This window comes from Mesomycoplasma flocculare ATCC 27399, from assembly GCF_000815065.1.
Classification (GTDB): domain Bacteria; phylum Bacillota_I; class Bacilli_A; order Mycoplasmatales; family Metamycoplasmataceae; genus Mesomycoplasma; species Mesomycoplasma flocculare.
The window spans coordinates 468,958-488,312 of the sequence record NZ_CP007585.1 but is presented as its reverse complement, the minus strand read 5'-3'; the positions used below and the strand labels follow the sequence as shown (position 1 = coordinate 488,312).

Sequence of the window (19,355 nt, the reverse complement as noted above, 5' to 3'; positions counted from 1 at the left end):
TGGTAAATAAAAAACAAAAAGAGAATAATCAATGCAACAAGCAAAAAATCACATATTAAATATTAATGATAATGATAAAAATATTTTAGTTCCGTTTCTAAACAAGACTAAACAAAAATTAAGATTTATTGATTTATTTGCCGGAATTGGCGGTTTTCATAAAGCGATAAAGAATGTTGCAGTAAAAATTGAAACTACAAAAGAAGGCGATTTTGCAATTAAACTCATAAGTGATAACGATCATTTTTTAGTTAAAGATCAATATAAGTTTAATTTAAAAAAATTACAAGAAGAAGCCCAAGATAATTATGATGTTTTTAATGTTTTGCCAAAAAATATCAAAGTCAATTTAAAAGGAATAACAAATCCTGATAAAGCCGCAGAACAAATAAAAGAACAAATTCAATTTTTATCTAACAATCAATTGAATTTTGGGTAAAATTATTCTTTTGACCCAAAACTTTTAAATAATCCAGCGTTTTTTGAAATTTATCAAGGTGATTTAGATTCGGCAAAAAGTCAAGGAAATTTAGCCTTATCTGGTATTGATTTGCCTGGCTATTTTAATTTAGATATTGTTAATGTTGTTCCAAATGTTTCTGAGCTTAAAGAAAAAAATTTATCAAAAATAAAGTTAAAAGATATTAAAATTAACTCCAAAGATCCAGAAAAAATAGCAGAGCAACTAAGAGAAGAATTAAATAAACAGTTAGCGCCTTGAGGTCTAAATTGAGAAGAATATCTAAATCCCGGGGACTTTGACAACATTTTAAGTCAAATCCAGCATAATAAGTTTTCAGAAATTACTTTTAAGCCGTCGAATTTTTTAACAGATGGCAATCTAAAATTTAATGTTGCAAATTTTGATTTTGAGTCTTATCAATTTAATCTGCCAAATTCTGAAGAAAATACAAGTTTTATCCAAGATAAAAAGAATTTATATTGATTTATCCCTTTAAGTATTACGGTATTTAGTTTTTTATCTTTTGGGATCTGATTTTTAATTAGAAAGAAATTTAAAAAATTTAATAAATAAAAACCACCTAAAAAGTGGTTTTTATTTATTTTAAAAATTCATATTCAAATAAAATAGGAGCAATTTCTTCAAGATAATATTTTTTAAGTTTTTGTTTGATAGCTTCGATATTACCGTTTAATTCTGGATAGTCATAAGAGTATTTATTTGATTTTGTGCTGCCTATTAAAGTTTTTGTGTTTAGTTCTTCAATAATTTGGTATAAGCCATATTTAAAATCAGACCGGTAATTGCTAGTTGTGCTTGCATGTTCAAGAATGTTAAATCACAAATTTTCAATTTCTAATTCTTCAGGACTACGTTGATAATTTCTTAATGTATTTAGAGCTAATGTTGGCTTTTGATTTAAATTATCAAGACATAACTCGTTTAAATAAATTTTGTCTTTATCTTTAGGATCCTCAAGACTTCGAATATGATTTAAATTTGTTAGTGAAACAAAAAATAAATTTCTAAGTAAAAATTGTTTTAGTCTTGTTTGGGTTTCTAGATCTAATAAAAAACGATTAAAGCCATCGCCGGTTTTTGCTAGATAATTTTTTGCTCAATCACTATCAATTATTTTATAAATAGCGGTACTAAAAGCAATCAAACCAACAAGAAAATTATTTTTGTCAATTCAAAACCCATTTTCATTGTAAGCTTTAGCTCGTATCAAAGCGCTTGAGGCAAAATGAAGTGAAAAACTTGTTGTTTGAATATAACCGATAAAATTTGAATCATCTAAATTTCTTGGTATTCCTCTTAAACTTTTTCCTGATTTTTTTGTAAAAAGCCCGTTATAATCACATGCAAGGCCTAAATCTGGTTCTACTTTTTGCGGATCTGCTTTTTTGTATTTATAAATACTTTGGCTAAGTAAGGTATGAACTTTTTTTATTTTTACTTTATTGATAAAAATAAGTTCATCAGCTATTGTATCAATGTCAAATACTTCAACCTTGATTTGATTAAATTCTTCTTTTTCAAATTTTCACCAAATACAAGAGACAAAATCTTGGCCTGCGTGAAAATGTTTTTTGTTAAAACCAAAACCACCACCAATTTTTCGTTTAACAGCATTTTGTCATTTAAAATATTTTACGGGACTAAAGACAATAAGAGCATCGCCACTTTGGCGAATGTAATATTCAAAAGCGGATAAAATAAAATAATTTGCAAGTTCATTAAACTCACTAGCTTTGAGGTTGTTCTTTTCTTTTATTTGCTGAACCACATAATAGTTTTTTCAACTTTCACGGGATTCTTTTGCTGTTTTAAATTTTTGTTGTTCCATTGAGGTAGGCTCAACATAAGGTGGATTTTCAAAAACAATTATTGAACATTTAGGATTATTAATATATTTCATTAAGGTTTCATTTTTAATATATTCTTCACTTAATGCATTAGCTCCATTTACAAAACCTTGCTGAAAAGTGTTATAATCTTCAGTTGGAGGGATGATATGTCTTACCTTATCTCCTAATAGTTCAACTAAAACTTTATATTCATAATATTCGTAAGTCGAAACAACAACATGACTTAATTCCTCGTCTGTTAATCATTTTTCTAAATTACCTGTCCCAGCACAACGATCTAAAATTATATAGTCATTTCCCTCAGGAACTTCCGAAATTGCCGCTCTAAGTAATTCGTAGGCTTTAATTACATAAGGTTTTGGAGTATAAAAGGCTCCTAAATTTTTTTGCTGAATTTTTGTATTTAACTGATCCATTAAATATTCAAAACGAACATTGGAATCTTTTTTATAAGGATTTATATATTTAGTAAAAGTATTAGGATCACGAATTTCACCTAGAGTTCTAGTTTTTCCAGTATTATCGCCAATAAAATCTTGTTTAGTTTTTCCGGGATTTTCTCTAAAAAATTTATTAGCTCAACCAACAATGCAGTTTTCATCGATATTTATTTTTGTGTATTGTTTTTCTTTGAGTAAACTTATTAATTCTTCTTGATCTGCGTGGGAATTTAGATCTAATTTTTTTGGTTTTTTGTCTGTATGGAAGTCAAAATTATTAATGCTTGCAGCACCAATATAAACTTTTTCAATATGTTCTAAAAAGTCGTTTGAATTATAAATATATACTTCGTTTTTATTAAGTGAAATTAAAAGAATATTCTTAGGAACTGGGATTCCTTTAATTCTCATTCTTGATAAATATTTTATTGTTTGAATTAAAACGGCATTTAAATTATTAATTTTTAACTTAAATTCCAAAATATTTCCATTAATAATTCCGTCGGTATAATTATTTTGTATTTGATCAATTGAAAGATTTTTATCAACTCTTGGAAGATATGTTTTATAAAACTCTAATTGAAGAGCAAGTTCACCTTGCTCTCTCTCTCTCTCTCTCTCTCTCTCTCTCTCTCTCTCTCTCTCTCTCTCTCTCTCTCTCGATTACTAATAAATTTTTTATAGTCCATCATAATTCTCACCGATAATTAAGGTATTTTGATTTGAATTATTTTCATTGAATTTAAAACTAAGATTTTCATCTTTTTCTAAAATAGCAACAGTATTTGTATCACTTTCGGGGGCAGAATCAAAGCGAAATCCGGTTTTAACTCTTTGAACGACAAATTGATAGACATATTCAAGTTTATTATCCGGGAATTTTTCAAGAATTTCATAGGCTAATTTTTTTTGGTCTAAATTTAGTTCTTTTGCGGAAATTTCCTCAATTTTTTGTTTGTAGATTTCTAATAAATTTGGGATTTTTGTATCGGACATTGAAAATTTCCTTTGTAAATACAATTTTTATTTTAAATATTATAATATATTTTATTAATATATTTGTTTAATTTGAATTTAAAAGTTGAATTTGATAAAGTTAAAAAAAAAAAAAAAAAAACTAAATTTTTTTGCTAAATTTTTAACCGAGAAAAAAGAATGTAACTTTTTAAATAAATTAGTTAGATAATAACAAAATTTAGGCTGAAATATTCGCTAAAATTCTTTTCCTGGATGCATTTATAAACTAGGTTTATCTTAATTTTTGGTTTTTTTTAAATTTTTAAAGAATTTTTTTAAAAATTTGAAAAATAGTGTAAAATACCTAAATTATGAGTGTTCTAACGATATCAAAAAATTTTAAGCTAACACACATTGAAAAATTAATTATTCGCTTTATTGAAACTAAACCCCGGAAATTTGTTGAACAAACAATTAACGAACTCGCAGCAACTTTATTTATAAGCGTTGGCACAATTACACAACTAACAAAAAAACTTGGCTTTAATAATTTTAAAGAATTAAAAAAATTTGTTATTGAATGATTAAAACTTGATAAAGAAAATAATTTATATAACGAAAACGACCAGATCGAAAATATTAATCTCCTTTATGCCCATAGTATTGAAAAAACTCTTGCAATTCTAGATGTTGCTCAAATAAATAGAATTGTTGATACAATATTAAAGATGGAGAAAATTATTACTTTTGGTATAGGTTCGTCCTTGATTGCAGCAACTGAACTTGCGAATAATTTGCGAAATTTGCATTTAAATAGTTTTGCTGCAAAATCAATTACTGATATTGCTGCTTGAATTGATAAGCCCGCTAATACTTGTTTGGTTATTTTTTCAGTTTCAACAACTTCAAAAGATACTATCGCAATTTCAAAATTATTAAAGCAACAACAAATAAATAGCATTTTTATTACTTCAAATATTGAATTAGGGCAAAATTTGTATTCTGAAGTTGTCTATTTTGATATTTTAGAACAAAATAATAGTCTTTTTGCTGTAGGTTCAAAAATAGCTCAACTTTTAATTGCTGATTTAATTGCATTAAAAGTTCAAGGAAAAATTAACATTTTCCGTTCTGATTTTTTTAATGAATTTAAACGTATTTGGTATCGAAAAATTAAAAATGATTAATCTTTTTGATAAAGCTTTGCAAAAAGATTTTTGGCGATTTTAATATCAGATTTTCGCAAAATATTACTTTGATTTGAATATATATATCTAATTTGTTGAATAATTTCTAAAAATCCTGAAAAATTTTCATTTTTTTGAAAAAAATGAATTTTGCCTTGCCCGCTCGTAAATTCAATTTGTAAAATTACTGGTAATTTAATATTTTCCTTAATTATTACAAAATATGCAAGATAAAATCCGGCAGCCGGACAAATTAGTTCTTTTTTTCAAGTAAATTTTCCGCTTTGATTAAATTCAACGCTAACTAAAAAATTAGTTGGTAAAAGTTTATTTAAATTTTCAAAATCGCCGAATTCAAGAAACAATTTCAAATTTTTAGTTGAAATTTTGCTATTTTCAAAATTTAAATGCTCGATAATTTTTGTTTTTGGAAAAAATTCGCTTAGTTGTTTTGCGCCTCAACTAGCGTTTTTTCCAAAAACAAAGTTTTTCCCAACTACAAAAAAATTAACTTTATATTCGATAAAAATATCAGTAAACTCTTGCCCGGTTAGTTGTTGTAATTTATTGTCAAATTCAAAAAGGATTATGTTTTTCACGCCAGAATTTGCCATCATCTGAATTCTTGCATCTAAATCAGAAAAAATTTTGCCCTTATTTTTCGGAAGCTTTGAAGGGTCTTTAATTAACATTACAATAACTTCATCGGCTATTTTTGTAGCAGTTTTTAACAATTCTAGATGACCTAGGTGAAAAGATTCAAATCCGCCAAGGACAAAAACAGGTTTTTTAAAATTAAAATTAACAACCGGATAAGTGAAAATTTTTGTCATTTTAGTCAATTATTTTTAACTGTTTTGCTTTAAGATAAACGCCAAAAGATTTCATCGCCGGAGCTAAATCATTAGCAACAGCTTTAACTTCCGGCAAAGCATTAGCTACTGCAACGCCATAGCCGACATTTTTTAACATTTCAACATCGTTTCGTGAATCACCAAAAGCAATAATTTCCGATATTTTGGTATTAGAAATCTTTGCTAAAATTTCCAAAGTAGCCATTTTATCAACATTTTTAGCCACAACAAAAAAACCTCAAGATCAGCGCGAACTAACTGATACTTCTAAATTGCTAGCGATAATGAAATTTTGAAAATCGATTTGAATTTGCGATATTTTATCCTGATAGTCAAATATTGTAAAAATGTGAAATTTTTCTTTAAAATCACATTCTTTTAACGGTTTAATTTTCGCTGAATAAATTCTGAGAAATTTTGAAAGACTTTTTGGATAATAAATTGAAGTATAAATTCATTTTCTATCCATAATTGCATAAGATACTTTATTTGCATCAAAAAATTCAACTATTTTTAAAAAATCACTTATTTTTATAGTATTTTCGTAAATCATTGTTTTTTTTTGAAAATCATAGATAAAAGCCCCATTTGCACCGATGAAAAAATCAACATTTTTAACTGTTATTAAATTACCAATTGTAACAAAATCCCTCCCTGTTACAAATGTTGTAATAATATTTTTCTCTTTTAATTTAGAAAATAATAATTTAATTTTCGCGGGAATTTTTTGACCCCCATGTGGTATTATTGTATCATCTATATCTGTTGCAAAAATTTTAAATTTCTTCATTTTTAATCTTATTTTAATTGGTAGTTAATTTTTGGATTTTTTGCCCGAATAGTTTCTTGGAAATTAACTGATTATTAATTATTTTACCAAAACCAACAACCTCATCTTGAAATATTAGCAAAATAGAATCATTGTCTTTGGCAAAATAATTAATTTTTTTACCTTGAAAAAGTAAATGTAGACTTTCACGATCTAATATAAGCTGTTGAAATTCGATTAAATCTTGAACTTTAAAAAGAAAATTTTGATTCTCAAGGCCGAAATTAGCAATTTTTGTTCGCTCAAGCTCTTTTAAATATGCTCTTGTGCCTAAAATTTTGCCTAAATCATCAGCAAGGGCGCGAATATAACAACCCCGAGAAACCTCCCATATTATAGTAGCATTTTGCCCTTGAAAATCAAAATTTAGTAAATCTGTCTTGCTGATTTTAATAGCAATCGGGGCTAATTCTATTTCTTTCCCACTCCTTGCATAGTGATAGGCGCGTTTTCCGGCAATTTTTTTACTTGAAAAAAGCGGGGGAATTTGTTTTTCGCGCTTTTCTAATTCTTCAAGTGCTTTTATAAGTTTTTCCTTTGTAATTTCTATCTTCTTTTTAGTGGGAAAAATTGTTCCTTCAGCATCTAAGCTTGTAGATCAAAAACCAAATTGGACTTTCGCTAAATAAGTTTTAGTTTTTTGATCTAAATATTGTAGCAATTTTGTATCATCATCAGTTGCAACTAACAAAAGTCCGGAGGCTAGCGGATCAAGTGTGCCTGAATGTCCAACTTTTTTAACTTGATTTTTCTTTGCCCATTTTCTTAGAAAATTTGCCGAAGTAATATTTTTGGGTTTATATAAAAATGTAATCATTTTTTTTGTTTTTTCTTTAAAAAAAAATCAACGCAAGGTTGATTAGTCAATGTGGTGCGCAAGAAGGGACTTGAACCCTTACACCCGAAGGCACTAGAGCCTAAATCTAGCGTGTCTGCCATTTCACCACTTGCGCAAAAAATGTTTAGTTTAGAAACTAATTTTAAATTGGTGCCACTTATAGGAATCGAACCTACGACCTTTCGCTTACAAGGCGACTGCTCTGGCCTGCTGAGCTAAAGTGGCGAAATGGTGGAAGATAAGGGACTTGAACCCCTGACCTTCGCCTTGTAAGGGCGCTGCTCTCCCAACTGAGCTAATCTTCCGATGATTTGTGATTTGGTGACCCGTACGGGAATCGAACCCGTGAATCCATGGATGAAAACCATGTGTGTTAACCGCTTCACCAACGGGCCTAATGGCGCCGATTGCGGGACTCGAACCTGCGACCAACTGGTTAACAGCCAGCTGCTCTACCGCTGAGCTAAATCGGCAAAACAAAAGTAAGAACAATTATAACACAAATTTTTATTTTCTTAACATTTTTGGTTTTTGCTAATAGAAATAATTATAACATTAAAAACATTATTTTTTAATTATTTATTATCATTTATTGCTTTGAAACCAATAATTTTGCGATTTTTATAAAAACCGCAAAATTGGCAAATATGATGCTGTAATTGTTTGTTAGAACAATTTTTACAGTTTACTAAGTTTGGTGATTTCAAAGCAGAATGCGCTTGTCGTTTATGTTTTCGCTGTTTTGAAGTTTTACGTTTTGGGACTATTGCCATTTTTTTCCTTTGTTAAAAGCAATTTTAGTTTTTAAACATCATAATAAAAAACTAAAATTAATTATAGAATTTATCAATTGTCTGACAAACTTGATCTGTTCCAGTAATTCTATAAGTTATTTTCTGACGACCATCAATTATAATATAATCTTTTAATTTTATTGAAAAAATTTCAGGAATTTTTTCCAGTACTTTCAAATAAGAATCAGGTATATCGTTTATTTCTAGTGAAAGAGTGATATCCCGATATTTTAGCTGCGAGTTTTCATATGGTTTAAATTTGACTTTATTTTTTTTGTTTTCAGCAAAAGAGTCCAGTTTGGAAACAATTATTTCCAGAAAATTTATATTTTTATAGTTATATTTTGAACTTAATTGCCCCACTCATCCGACTAAAACTTTGTCTAAATAGATAAATTGTGATTTTCCTGGTTCAAGGAATTCGCAATTTGCTAGAATAAAATCAAAATTATAGTTATATAAAATTTTTAAATGTTTTTTGAGACTTTCAGTATCATAAATTGTCGAGGCAAGCGCAAAAGCTTGATTTCACTCAGAAACTGTTCCTTTTTCATATAAATTAATATCCGTTATTTTTCGTTTTCTATTATATTCAACTATTTTTGCTAATTGTCAAGCTAAGGAATAACGAATTTTTCTATGCTCCTGCGATGGAAATGTTGCCAAATTTTGACTTTTGAATTCAAGAGGATTAAAATTTTCCTCTTTTGCAATTAAAAGGAAAGAATTTGCTTCATAATATCCAAGTGTATCAAGTTTTATTGGATTTAAATCAATTTCTGAAATTTTGGTCTTGCTTGCTTGTAGTTTTTTTTCTCTTAGTTTATCAAATCCATAAAATCTTAAAAAATCAGCCGCATAATCTGCGAAAAATTCGATGTCTACGCGATAAAAAGGTGGCAAAACAGTTGATTCTTTAAAATTATACCCTATTTTTTCAAGAAACAAATGTGTTTTTTTAATATTTTCGTTACTTAGTTCTAAGCCTAAAATATCACCAAGTTCTTGCGAATTCAAAGATATTTCTGTTTTTCTTAATTTTGAGCTTTTATCAAAATTAATTGGCAAATAAAAATCAATTTCTTGTTTTTCAAGAAAAAAATTTAGAAAAATAATGGACAAAAAAGTAGTTCCTAAATCGTAATTTTTCGCCAGCTGTCGTAGTTTTGGAGTGTTTTTCTTTAAATTTTGGCTGATTTGTTTTACCTTGAGCAAATCAAATTTTGGCAAAATAAGTAAAAAATTTTTGTTTTCCTCAATAATAGGTTCAAAAATTTCGGGAATTAATACCGTTTTTCCGTTGGCAAGAAATTGAAACCATAGAATTGAATCATTCTTATTATTAACTTGGATATTTTGGTAAACTAGTTCAATTTTTGTTGTTATATTTTCAGTTTCGAGCAAATAGCAAGGTTGTCCAGTGTAAATTAGCAAAAAATGCGCAAAATTTTGTGCTAAATCAGCGAGTTTTATTTCTGCTTTTAAAAGTAGAAAAATATCGACTAGGGCTAATTTTGGTGCTTTTGAAATTTCCATTGCAAAAATTTGACTATCAGTTTTATTTAAAAGTTTCAAATTTGTCTGAGTTTTCCCTTTAATTTCTCAGTTTATGAAGTCAAAATCTAAACTTGTATTAAAAAAAACAGATAATTCAAGCGCTAAAATCAAGTAAGAATTTGCATCAGGCCGATTTCACAAAAGTTTTATATCAAGCACTAAATCATTTAATTCTAAAATTTCAAGAGGGTCTGATTTTAAGTCAAAAATTGGCTCAAAAACAAGAACGCCTTTAGCTAATTCAGAGTTTAGTAGTTCTTGATTAAAACCTAATTCAGCACATGAGGCAAGCATTCCTTCAGAAATATGTCCACGAATTTTTTTTGCTTGAAAGGTAATTTTGCCTTTTTTTGATCCAGGAATAAAAGCAATAACTTGTTTATTTTTAGCAATATTTCTTGCGGCTGTTTGAATCTGTCTTATTTGATCAGCGAATTGGACTTTACAAATTGAAAGGTTATCAGCATCAGGATTTTTTGTTATATCCAAAATTAATCCAAATTTAATACCAGAAATTTCGTTTAACTTTGAAATCCCATCAACTTCAAACCCAAGGTTAATCAAGGCGTCAATTACGGCTTGGTCGCTAAAAATATTTAAATTTGCTATTTTTTTCAATCGTTTTAACGAAAAAAGCATCTAAACCTACCTAAATTGCTTTAAAAAGCGTAAATCATTTTTATAAAATTCGCGAATATCACCAATTTCATGTTTAACCATTGCAAGCCGTTCAATTCCGATTCCAGCCGCAATTCCATAGATTTTTTTTGAATTAAATCCAGAATTTTTCATAACTTTTGGGTGCAAAAGTCCGCATCCTAAAATCTCAATTCAGCGATTTTGGTAGAAAATATCGACCTCAAAAGATGGTTGAGTAAAAGGAAAATATGAAGGACGAAAGCGTGTTTTGAGTTTTTCTTCGAAAACGTATTCAAGCAAATCGCTTATTAGACTTTTAAGATGAGAAACACTATATTTTCCAGTTGCAACTAGATCTAATTGATTAAATTGATGTGAATGAGTTGAGTCTTCTTCGTCGTTACGAAAAACTTTTCCATATGAAAAAAATGCTAATTCTTGGTTAGGATATTGACTAATAATTTCAATTGAAATTCCGGTTTTATGGGTTGCTAATAATTGGTTTTCGTCAAAAACAAGGCTTTGCGTCGGGTCGAAGGCAGGATGTTTGGAGTTAATGTTTAGTTTGACAAAATTTTGCTCAAAAGAAGTTAATTCATTGGACTTTATATATTTAAAGCCATAAATAGCTAAAAAATCTGTAATTCGTTTAGTAAGACTTGAAATTAAATTACGGGAATCGGACATATTTTTTGAATCTCTATTCTAAATAACTTTTTGCATATATTATTTGTAAGTATAAAAAGGCATTTTTTAAGTTTGTAAAGTAAAGATTATTTATTATTTTATGCTTGGGTTTTAAAAATATATTTTAGAATTATAGCACAAAATTTAAAAGATTTTTAGAAAATACTCTCCCAAATTATTAGAGTATAAAAAACTATAAAAAAGTTCTTTTTTAAAAATTCGTTAAGTTAAAATAAATGTTTTTTAACTATAAATCAACATTAAAACTCTTCTATTTAGTAGTCATATTTACTTTGCTATTATTAGAAATTGTACTTTAAAACGAAGTTTTGTTTTTTATAAATTAACAACATAGCTATTTTGTTTTAAATTTTAATTTTTTTAGGCTATGGTTGCTATGGTTACAAATACAATTTTATAATTTATGATATAATTAAGTAAATATTTTTAGAATTTTAGGGCTTGGAGGCGGAAATGCCAGTTGGTCGAATTTCTCGATTTAAGAAAAACAAAAAAGCAATTTTGATTCTAGCTTCAACTGTTGTTGGGCTTGCTTTTTTTAGTATTTCCGTTGGAAGTAGCCTAACAGTTAAATATAATGGAAAACATCCGCGTTACGAAGTAATGCAATTAGCAAAAAAAGTAAGTTTTGTTAGTTTTAACCCTGAGAAAATAAGTGAAAAAAGTAACTTTTTTGAAATAAAAGAAAAATTATTTTTAGGAGACAAAGTCAAAAAAGAGATTGATCTTAAAGAATATCTTATAGTTTATCTTACAGAGAATAATTCCAATGATTTGGTTCAATTTTCAACAAATTCAAATTCTTTTGCTCCGGAATTTGAATTTGTTGATTTAAGTTTTAACGATTTAAACCAGAATTTTATAGTTAAATTTCGTGTCAGACAAAAGCTAAAAAATAACCAATTTGCTTATTCAGATTTTCTTTTACAGTCGATTTCATTTTATGAATCAAATAAATTTTTAAAGGCTAATTTTAATTTTGCATTACAAAAAATTTTAAAAACCATTAATGAAGGCGCACTAAATTTTGACACATTAATTTCAAATTTTTCAGATCAAAAACAGCAGAGTTTTCCAAAAAGTTTGTATAGAACAGCTGATTTTGCCGAAAAAATTAACATAAGTCAAACTCCGCAAGAAGCTGAAATAAAAATAAGTGAAATCTTACCGCAATTATCTAATTTAATTTACCAAGTTCGGAAATCAATCGATAATAAAATTCCAAAAACAGATAATCCGATTTTTGATTTTCAGTTTATAAGAAATAAAATAAATCAAAATTTTGTAAGTGTTCAAAATGATATTGCCACAGTTTTTCTTGAGGCAAAACTATCTGCTCCAGCAACTAAAATATTAGCAAATTTTGGGCAGTCTTTTTCAACTAAAATTTTTGAGATTAACCTTGAAACTAAAAGGAAAAAATCGATATTTTTTAATGTTGAAAATTTTTTTCAAAAAATCGAATTAAAATCATTAAAATTCAACAATGATAACAAAAATGAAAAACTAATAATAAATGACCAAAATCCTTTTGATTTTTTTACAAAAATTAAATATGAATTTTTTCCCGGACAAAGCAACCCAGATTACTTAAAAAAGTTGATTAATTCTTTATTAACCGAAGATTTAGCTTTAGATTTTGGTAATTTTACTAAACTAATTCCCGAAAATCAAACAGGAATTAGTTTTGAATTTGACCAAAAAAATGCTAGGTTAAAAAATGAAAATGGTAATTATATAATCGAAATACCTTATAAAGTTATGTTAAATGAATCTTTGTTTAAAAAAGATTCACAAAAAATTCTTTATGAAAAAGATTTAATTCTGAAAATTAGCGGGTTTGGGCAGTTTAATAAAACTGGAAAAGATCAAATAACAAATTTTGCAAATTTAACAATACCAGGAAAACAAAAAGCATTAATTTACTCTCAAAACCCGTTTTTTGGTGATGAAACAAATAACAAGAGTGAATTTATTACAACATTTGGACAACTTATTGTTGCAGAAAATCCTTTAAAAAAGCAGGAAATAGATAGTTTATTAGTGCAGCAAGATTATAAAAGTTTGCAAAAAAAATTAAACTTAGAATATAATTACAATTTTGAAAATTTTGAAGCCAAAATAAGATCTTGGACTGGAAAAATTTCTCTTCCTAATTTAGATCAAATTGCAAGGTTTGCAAGAAGTCAACAAACACTTGATATAAATTCTAAAGAGCCAGATAAAAAACTAGAAGTAAGTTCTTTATTTTCGCAAGGTTTTTTTAAAAATCCATCTGATGTAGCTACATTTTTTGCTGAATTAATTCAAAAAAAACCAAATGAAATTGCCAATGCTTTTTTTCAAATCGCAAAAGCTTTTGGCCTTTTGAATCAAAATCGTGAATCCTTGCAAATTTTTAACAAAAATGATAGTAAAAATATTTTTGAAATTGCAGACAAAATTAATCTTGACAATAAAAAAATAAACGTTTTAAGTTTTAATAATCACTTTTCTGATATTTTTAATCAAGGTTTTTTTTCAACCCTTTTTTTACCTAAATCAATAAAAGAAAAGTTTACTAATCTTAATGATAAGACAATTTATAGCGTAATTAACATTCTGAAAGATGAACAAATTTTTTCACAAACTAAACAAAATTTTACTAAACAGCAAATTGAAAATAGCATTAAATCTAGTTCTAATTTTAGTACATTAGCAGACGTTCTATTAGCATTTTATTTTAAAGCAGCTCAACTTGATAACTTTTTAGCCTGAACAAAATTAGATTCTAATTTAGACTATCAAATCGTATTTAGAAAAGGTACAGAAATTTCTAAAACGCGTTTAGATTTAGAAACAAAAAAAATAAATCAACAAAAAAACAAATCTGAATTGCAACAAAGTAATGACGCAAATTTGAGTACAGTAAATCAGAGCGAAAGCCAAAACCAGAAGAGCGAGGTAAGTTCAGAATATTTAACTTTGAATTTTTATTATATTATTGGCGATTCTAGTACGAAAAATTTTTTCTTACAAAGTCCGGTACAAAAAATTTTAATAAATTTTTCAAATAAGCTAAGCGATCAATATGCTAGTTTACAAACAAAATTAGATAAAATCATTGAAAATATTCCTCCAGAATTATTAAATTTTCAAGTTAGTGACCAAGATTATACTGAGATTAAAAACAAATTAGAAAATAAAACCCCATTAGCAAACTCAGAAGTATGGCAAAACGAGAACGCGAGTTCATATTTTAAGGAGAATTCTGAAAACATTGCCAAAATTAGAGAATATTTTAAAACTGAATTTAAAGATAGTGACTATAAATTTTTTTTCGAGCCAAGTTTTGAGAATTCATTAATTACTAATAAATTAACTTTTTTCATAAACTTTTCATTCAGCAAACCAAAAGAATCTTCCGAAATTTCAAACCAGGCTAAGACAGAAACCAAAAATAAGCAAAGTCAACAAAATACCTTTCTAGCAAAACGAAAGTTAAAAATAACCGTAACAAAAAAATCATAAAAACTGAAGGTTATAATTGTGAAGAGCACAAATAAAGTAAGTAAAAAGATAAAAAAGGAGACAAAAAGTGAAAAAAATAAAAAATTTAAACTTTTTTTCAAATAAAACAACAAAAATTATTGTTGCTATCTCGTTTTTAAGCTTTAGCGCAACTCTTGCAACGGCTATTCCTTTAGGCGTTTGATCATATAATCGTTCATATTTTAAAAAATTAAACGAAAAGCCCGAAACATTAAGCATCAGTCAGGGTGAAAACCCTTTCACAAATAACCTGGCCGAATTTTTTGATAATTTGGTTGTTAGAGAAAATTTTAAGGAATTATCTGCTAGTACTGCTTTAGAGTTAGCAAAAAGTAAAATTTATAATTTTGATCTTTTGTCCCTGGTTGATTTTACCAAATTATATCATAAAAAATACCAAATAAGTTATGATTTAACTAACGCCAAAGCTAGCGGAAGTTCAATTAAAGGACTTGTTCTTTTTATAAAAATTGAGGGTCAAAGGCAAATTTTTTCAAAAGCCGTTGAAATTAAAGGTTTTTCTGAACAACCAGAGAATAAAAATCTTTCTGAGTTTGAAATCGACGAGACAAAATCATCGATTGTTATTCCAAACAAGAGCGTTTTAAGTTTTGTTGAATTTAGTCAGAGTTTACAATTTAAATTTAATGAAGCGAAAAAATTAGAGAAACAATCATTTTGCGCTTTTGAAAAAGCGCTTACTGAACTTGGAGGTTCATATAATTTAGTTAACATGCTAGGCTTGCCATCTTTTGTCCGTGAAGGTCAAATTTTGGAACCTAAACTTGTTGGAGATAATTTGGATTTTTCTAGTAATAACAATCGCAATTATCTTAATTTTATATTTGAAAATGAAGGTAGAAAAACGAATATTCAGTTAGAAATTAAAGGAGTTACATCTGATTTTGAAATTAAAAATGAAATAATAAACTGAATAAAAAATCAGCTTGAGGACAAAATTAAACCTAAATCTGATATCCAAACAAAGCTACTCAATCAGGATTTGTCATTGGCAACAGCCTTTTATTCTGAACAAAGTAAAAGTATAAAAGATTCAATCTCAACTTCTCAGAATTTTGAAAATTTATTTGATTATGTTCAACGTGAATATATTCTTAATACGACTAAGTTCGACAACTATATCATAAATCTTAATTTTAAAATAAAAAAAAATGAAGAAATAAACGATCAAGATCGTGTTAATTTGCTAAAAGATTCAAAAGTTAGGCTTGATTTAATAGTTAATGTTACAAAAAACTTTAACAAAAAAATAATTAAAATTTTAAATTTTAAATTTGATTGGGATCTAATGCCAGATTTAAATCGATTTTCACGAATATTTGCGAAAACCTTGCCCGAGGCAAAAACTGAGGTTTTTTCAATTACAAAAGCCGATAATTGAAATGCAATTAGTTCAAAAAAACTTGTCGAAATAATTAATAATGTTAAGGAATTTGCCAAAGAATTAAATCCTGAAGTTCCGGAGCCAAAACTTGTTGGTCAACTTTATTTGCTTGATTTTGGCAGAAAGGCAACCGAAATTGAAGAAACAGCGTATAAAAACGAACTTATACAAATCGCTAAAAACCTCAAAACCCAAATAACAAAAGCACAAACATTTGCCGAGGAACAATCACAAAATGAAAGCAAAAATGGCAAAGCTCTAGGCAAAATCATTTGAAAAGCCCTTAATTTACAGCGTAATTTAACTTCCTATGATATTAGATCAGATTTAATTCTTCAGAACAAAAATGATGAATTTATTCTAGAATTTAGTTTAATTTCAAATAAAAATAATACAAAACTAGCATCCACAAAAATAAGAATTTCTGGTGTTGTCAATTCTGCTCACAGTAGTTTTGATGTTGCAGCAAAATTTTATCCGACTTTTTTTCTTGATGGCAAAGCCAGTTTTTTAAAACAAACTAATAAAACAAGGTATGAAATTAAAGATTTATCTGATAATAATCTTAAATTTCAGACAATTGATACGCAAAGAAATACAGTGACCCAAGAAGGTATTGAACTCCAATCTCCAATTAAATTTTCGCAAAATACAATAACTTTACAAAAAAACCCGTCAACAACAGGACAACAAAAATTTAAATCCGCTCCATTTTCTCGCCTTGATTCAGGGCTAATTTATTATGCCTTTAGACTTACAAATGTTAATGATTATAAAAAACATTACCTGCTAGCTGATTCCGATGGAAATGGACTTTTTATTCAAAAGATAAAAAAAACAAAATTAATAAATAAAGCAAACACTTTTGAAGGGGTAGCTGCCCAGAAGAAAAAAGATAATAACGCAACCAAAGTAGTGTCGATTATCTCATCTAATAATCCAGACAAAAAAAGCAAGGAAATTCAACAGGAAAAATTATTAGATGCTTATGTGGTTGGTCTTGATTTTAAACAAGTAAAAAATTACAAATCGCTTCAATATTATTTTTACCAAAATAAGAAAAGTCTGTATTCTCAGTCAAGTTTATTTACGCCACAGTTAATTGACAAGCAAGCGGTTGTTCTTGGTCCTAGTTCATGAATTCCTCGAAAAAATTTTGTCGCTGATATAAACCAGAATTCAGAAGGGTTTCCGCCCCTGAAAGAATATTATCCAATAATTGAGCTTGCTAATCGTGCTGCTGAAAATCGGTTTTATCGACAAGAACTCAAAAATTCTAACACTTTTTTTATAGAAAAAATAAATCCAATAATTGATCAGGACCAAAATATTGTCTTTGAAATTATCAAAACTCCTTGGTCATTTGAAATTAACGCATTTTCATCAGCGAATAGTCATTTAAATTCGCCTTCATCTGTAAGTTTAAATGCAAAAACAATCTATAATATTAACCCTGTAATCCGAAAATGAGAACCTTTTCCTAATTATTTAAATCTTGACTGATCACAAATTGGTCCAAATCCTGAGAAAACATCTGGTCAAAACGATACAAATACCCAAAATCAAAATGGCAACGAACAAAAAAGTACACTAGTTTTAAAAGGTCTTGCAGTTTATAATGACCCTCAGTTAACAACCGAATCTGGGCGTTGGGCGCGAAGCGAGATAAGAAACGCTTTTATTAAGGCTTATTTAAACTAAAAATCAATTTATTCCTTAGGTTAAATCTAAAAAAATAGGCCAATAAGGAAGGTATACGCTAATCCTTGTGTTTTTTTTATACTTTGAAAGTGGCGAATAACTATAGTTATACAGGTTATGCCAAAAAACTAAAAATCTTTTAATTAAGAGAACAAACAATAAAACCGATCTTATTAATTCCAATTATGCAATCGAAATTTCTAATAAAATATATAATATATAAAATCACTTTTTATAGAATTTAGGCTCTAGCTAAAAATGCTTATTTTTATAGTGTTTTTTGTCTAGCATTTAATTTTGATTAGAAAAAAGCAAACCAGGGAATCTACAAAAACGCTATGTTGTTTTAAAAAATTTTAAATTTACAGTATTTTCTAAAATATTACAATATTATAAGGCAAAAGAATTTAACAGTAACATTGTAGTTCAATTTTGAATGTATTGCTTATTTTGTGTAAGAATTTATGCCATAAATAGGCAAAATTCCGTCGTTTCAAAGTAATAAATTTGCCTTTTTTGCTTTTTCTTGCGCATTTCTTAGTCTGTCAATTAAATTTTTGTGTTCAGGATAATAGTAGTTTTTTTTCGGATTTTCGTATTGACTATAACGATTAATTGCAAAACCTCTTTCAACCATTTTAAGGTTTAAATTTTCGCCACTTTCATTTTCAATAATTACAACAATGCGATTATAATTGTCAATATTGACGATTTCAAATGAAATTCACCGATTTCAAATGAAATCCTGAAGAATTTTTTTTGCGCGCAAACCATGAAATTTCATTAATTTTGGATTAATTTTTGGATTGGGTCGGTGAAGTTGTAATTCTGGTGTGTCAATCCCGAATAGTCGAAAGTGCCTGTTGTTTTTATCAGTAAAAGTATCGCCGTCGTAGACATCTTTTATGAAAGTTGTGTATTTTAGCCCTTTTTTTATTAACGAGTTTTTTTCAAAAACTGGAAAATTTTTAAGTGGACTAATACCTTCATTTAGGTTATTTTTTTCACTAATAATATAGGAAAAATATTCATAACAGCTAGTAATTAAAAGTGCTGGAATAAAATTGAAAATTAATAATAATTTTTTAAGAATTTTGATGCCTCCTTTTTTAGTTGGCGTTCTTTTATTAGATTGCGCTTGTCAATTTTTGTCTTACCTTTGACAAGAGCAATTTCAACTTTAATTTTTCTGTTTTTTTGCCCGAAAAAAAGCGGGATAATTGTTAGTTTTTTTGTTAGCTTTTCTTTAAAAATTTTTTTTAGTTCGTGCTTATGTAATAAAAGTTTACGACTTCGATCAGTTTGGCCCCGAGAACCTTTATATCCGCTAATTTTTGCATTTCCAAGAAAAAGTTCAGAGTCTTTAAAATAGCAAAAAGCATTAACAAACGAGATGTTTTTAGCTTGAATTGACTTAACTTCTCATCCAAGAAGCGCAATTCCGGCCGTAAATTTTTCAATAATTTCATAATTAAAATACGCTTTTTTGTTTTCTATTAAAATTTTCATTTTACAATCTAAAATAACATTATAATTATAAATTATTTTAGATTAATTTCTACACTTAATTTTATATACAAA

General features: G+C 27.6%; 13 protein-coding genes, 5 tRNA genes and 1 pseudogene. 4 read left to right on the top strand and 15 right to left on the bottom strand.

Annotated features, from left to right (window positions below):
• Positions 1-169: 169 nt before the first annotated feature.
• Positions 170-1,036: pseudogene (locus MYF_RS03545) on the top strand (Mbov_0399 family ICE element protein); the annotation flags it as partial.
• A 25-nt stretch (positions 1,037-1,061) separates the two neighbouring features.
• Here MYF_RS03545 and MYF_RS01875 read toward each other — a convergent pair.
• Both MYF_RS01875 and MYF_RS01870 read right to left on the bottom strand, forming a co-directional pair.
• On the bottom strand, positions 1,062-3,254 hold the full coding sequence (locus tag MYF_RS01875) for a hypothetical protein (RefSeq protein ID WP_002557746.1): 2,193 nt from the start codon (positions 3,252-3,254) through the stop codon (positions 1,062-1,064).
• Positions 3,255-3,452: 198 nt separating this feature from the next.
• Positions 3,453-3,770 (bottom strand): type III restriction endonuclease subunit M, encoded by a 318-nt coding sequence (locus tag MYF_RS01870; RefSeq protein ID WP_236681772.1) that lies wholly within the window; start codon positions 3,768-3,770, stop codon positions 3,453-3,455.
• Positions 3,771-4,102: 332 nt separating this feature from the next.
• Between MYF_RS01870 and MYF_RS01865 the strand changes: the two genes are divergently transcribed.
• The gene (locus tag MYF_RS01865) at positions 4,103-4,918 is read left to right on the top strand and encodes a MurR/RpiR family transcriptional regulator (protein ID WP_002557569.1); all 816 of its coding nucleotides are present in this window, start codon (positions 4,103-4,105) and stop codon (positions 4,916-4,918) included.
• Here the strand turns inward: MYF_RS01865 and MYF_RS01860 are convergent.
• From MYF_RS01860 to MYF_RS01810, 11 genes are all read right to left on the bottom strand, one after another.
• Positions 4,915-5,751, bottom strand: coding sequence for an FAD synthase (locus MYF_RS01860; RefSeq protein ID WP_039387619.1), 837 nt, complete (start codon positions 5,749-5,751; stop codon positions 4,915-4,917). The genes MYF_RS01865 and MYF_RS01860 overlap by 4 nt on opposite strands.
• A 1-nt stretch (position 5,752) precedes the next feature.
• Positions 5,753-6,562 (bottom strand): YcsE-related riboflavin metabolism phosphatase, encoded by an 810-nt coding sequence (locus tag MYF_RS01855; RefSeq protein ID WP_002557567.1) that lies wholly within the window; start codon positions 6,560-6,562, stop codon positions 5,753-5,755.
• A gap of 13 nt (positions 6,563-6,575) precedes the next feature.
• Positions 6,576-7,418 carry a tRNA pseudouridine(55) synthase TruB gene (gene truB / locus MYF_RS01850; protein WP_002557566.1) on the bottom strand — a complete coding sequence of 281 codons (843 nt, stop codon included), beginning with the start codon at positions 7,416-7,418 and terminating at the stop codon, positions 6,576-6,578.
• Positions 7,419-7,470: 52 nt separating this feature from the next.
• Positions 7,471-7,554, bottom strand: a tRNA-Leu gene (locus MYF_RS01845).
• A 33-nt stretch (positions 7,555-7,587) separates the two neighbouring features.
• Positions 7,588-7,664, bottom strand: a tRNA-Thr gene (locus MYF_RS01840).
• A gap of 4 nt (positions 7,665-7,668) precedes the next feature.
• A tRNA-Val gene (locus tag MYF_RS01835) sits at positions 7,669-7,744 on the bottom strand.
• A gap of 14 nt (positions 7,745-7,758) precedes the next feature.
• Positions 7,759-7,834: transfer RNA gene (locus tag MYF_RS01830), tRNA-Glu, on the bottom strand.
• Between the two features lie 3 nt (positions 7,835-7,837).
• Positions 7,838-7,912, bottom strand: a tRNA-Asn gene (locus tag MYF_RS01825).
• 102 nt (positions 7,913-8,014) lie between these two features.
• Positions 8,015-8,212 (bottom strand): 50S ribosomal protein L32, encoded by a 198-nt coding sequence (gene rpmF / locus MYF_RS01820; RefSeq protein WP_002557565.1) that lies wholly within the window; start codon positions 8,210-8,212, stop codon positions 8,015-8,017.
• A 57-nt stretch (positions 8,213-8,269) separates the two neighbouring features.
• Positions 8,270-10,429 carry a phenylalanine--tRNA ligase subunit beta gene (locus tag MYF_RS01815; RefSeq protein WP_002557564.1) on the bottom strand — a complete coding sequence of 720 codons (2,160 nt, stop codon included), beginning with the start codon at positions 10,427-10,429 and terminating at the stop codon, positions 8,270-8,272.
• Between the two features lie 6 nt (positions 10,430-10,435).
• A complete protein-coding gene (locus tag MYF_RS01810; RefSeq protein WP_002557563.1) occupies positions 10,436-11,116 on the bottom strand; it encodes a tRNA ligase subunit PheS family protein in 681 nt (226 codons plus the stop codon).
• A gap of 474 nt (positions 11,117-11,590) precedes the next feature.
• On the opposite strand from MYF_RS01810, the gene MYF_RS01805 reads away from it, so the two are divergent.
• A complete protein-coding gene (locus MYF_RS01805) occupies positions 11,591-14,647 on the top strand; it encodes a P97 family adhesin (protein WP_002557562.1) in 3,057 nt (1,018 codons plus the stop codon).
• A 67-nt stretch (positions 14,648-14,714) separates the two neighbouring features.
• Positions 14,715-17,774: a P110/LppT family adhesin N-terminal domain gene (locus MYF_RS01800; protein WP_002557561.1), complete on the top strand. Its 3,060-nt coding sequence runs from the start codon at positions 14,715-14,717 to the stop codon at positions 17,772-17,774.
• 445 nt (positions 17,775-18,219) lie between these two features.
• Here the strand turns inward: MYF_RS01800 and MYF_RS01795 are convergent, their stop codons facing one another.
• Both MYF_RS01795 and smpB read right to left on the bottom strand, forming a co-directional pair.
• Positions 18,220-18,573: a thermonuclease family protein gene (locus tag MYF_RS01795; protein ID WP_323749062.1), complete on the bottom strand. Its 354-nt coding sequence runs from the start codon at positions 18,571-18,573 to the stop codon at positions 18,220-18,222.
• Positions 18,574-18,845: 272 nt separating this feature from the next.
• On the bottom strand, positions 18,846-19,283 hold the full coding sequence (smpB, locus tag MYF_RS01790; RefSeq protein WP_002557559.1) for an SsrA-binding protein SmpB: 438 nt from the start codon (positions 19,281-19,283) through the stop codon (positions 18,846-18,848).
• Positions 19,284-19,355 lie beyond the last annotated feature (72 nt).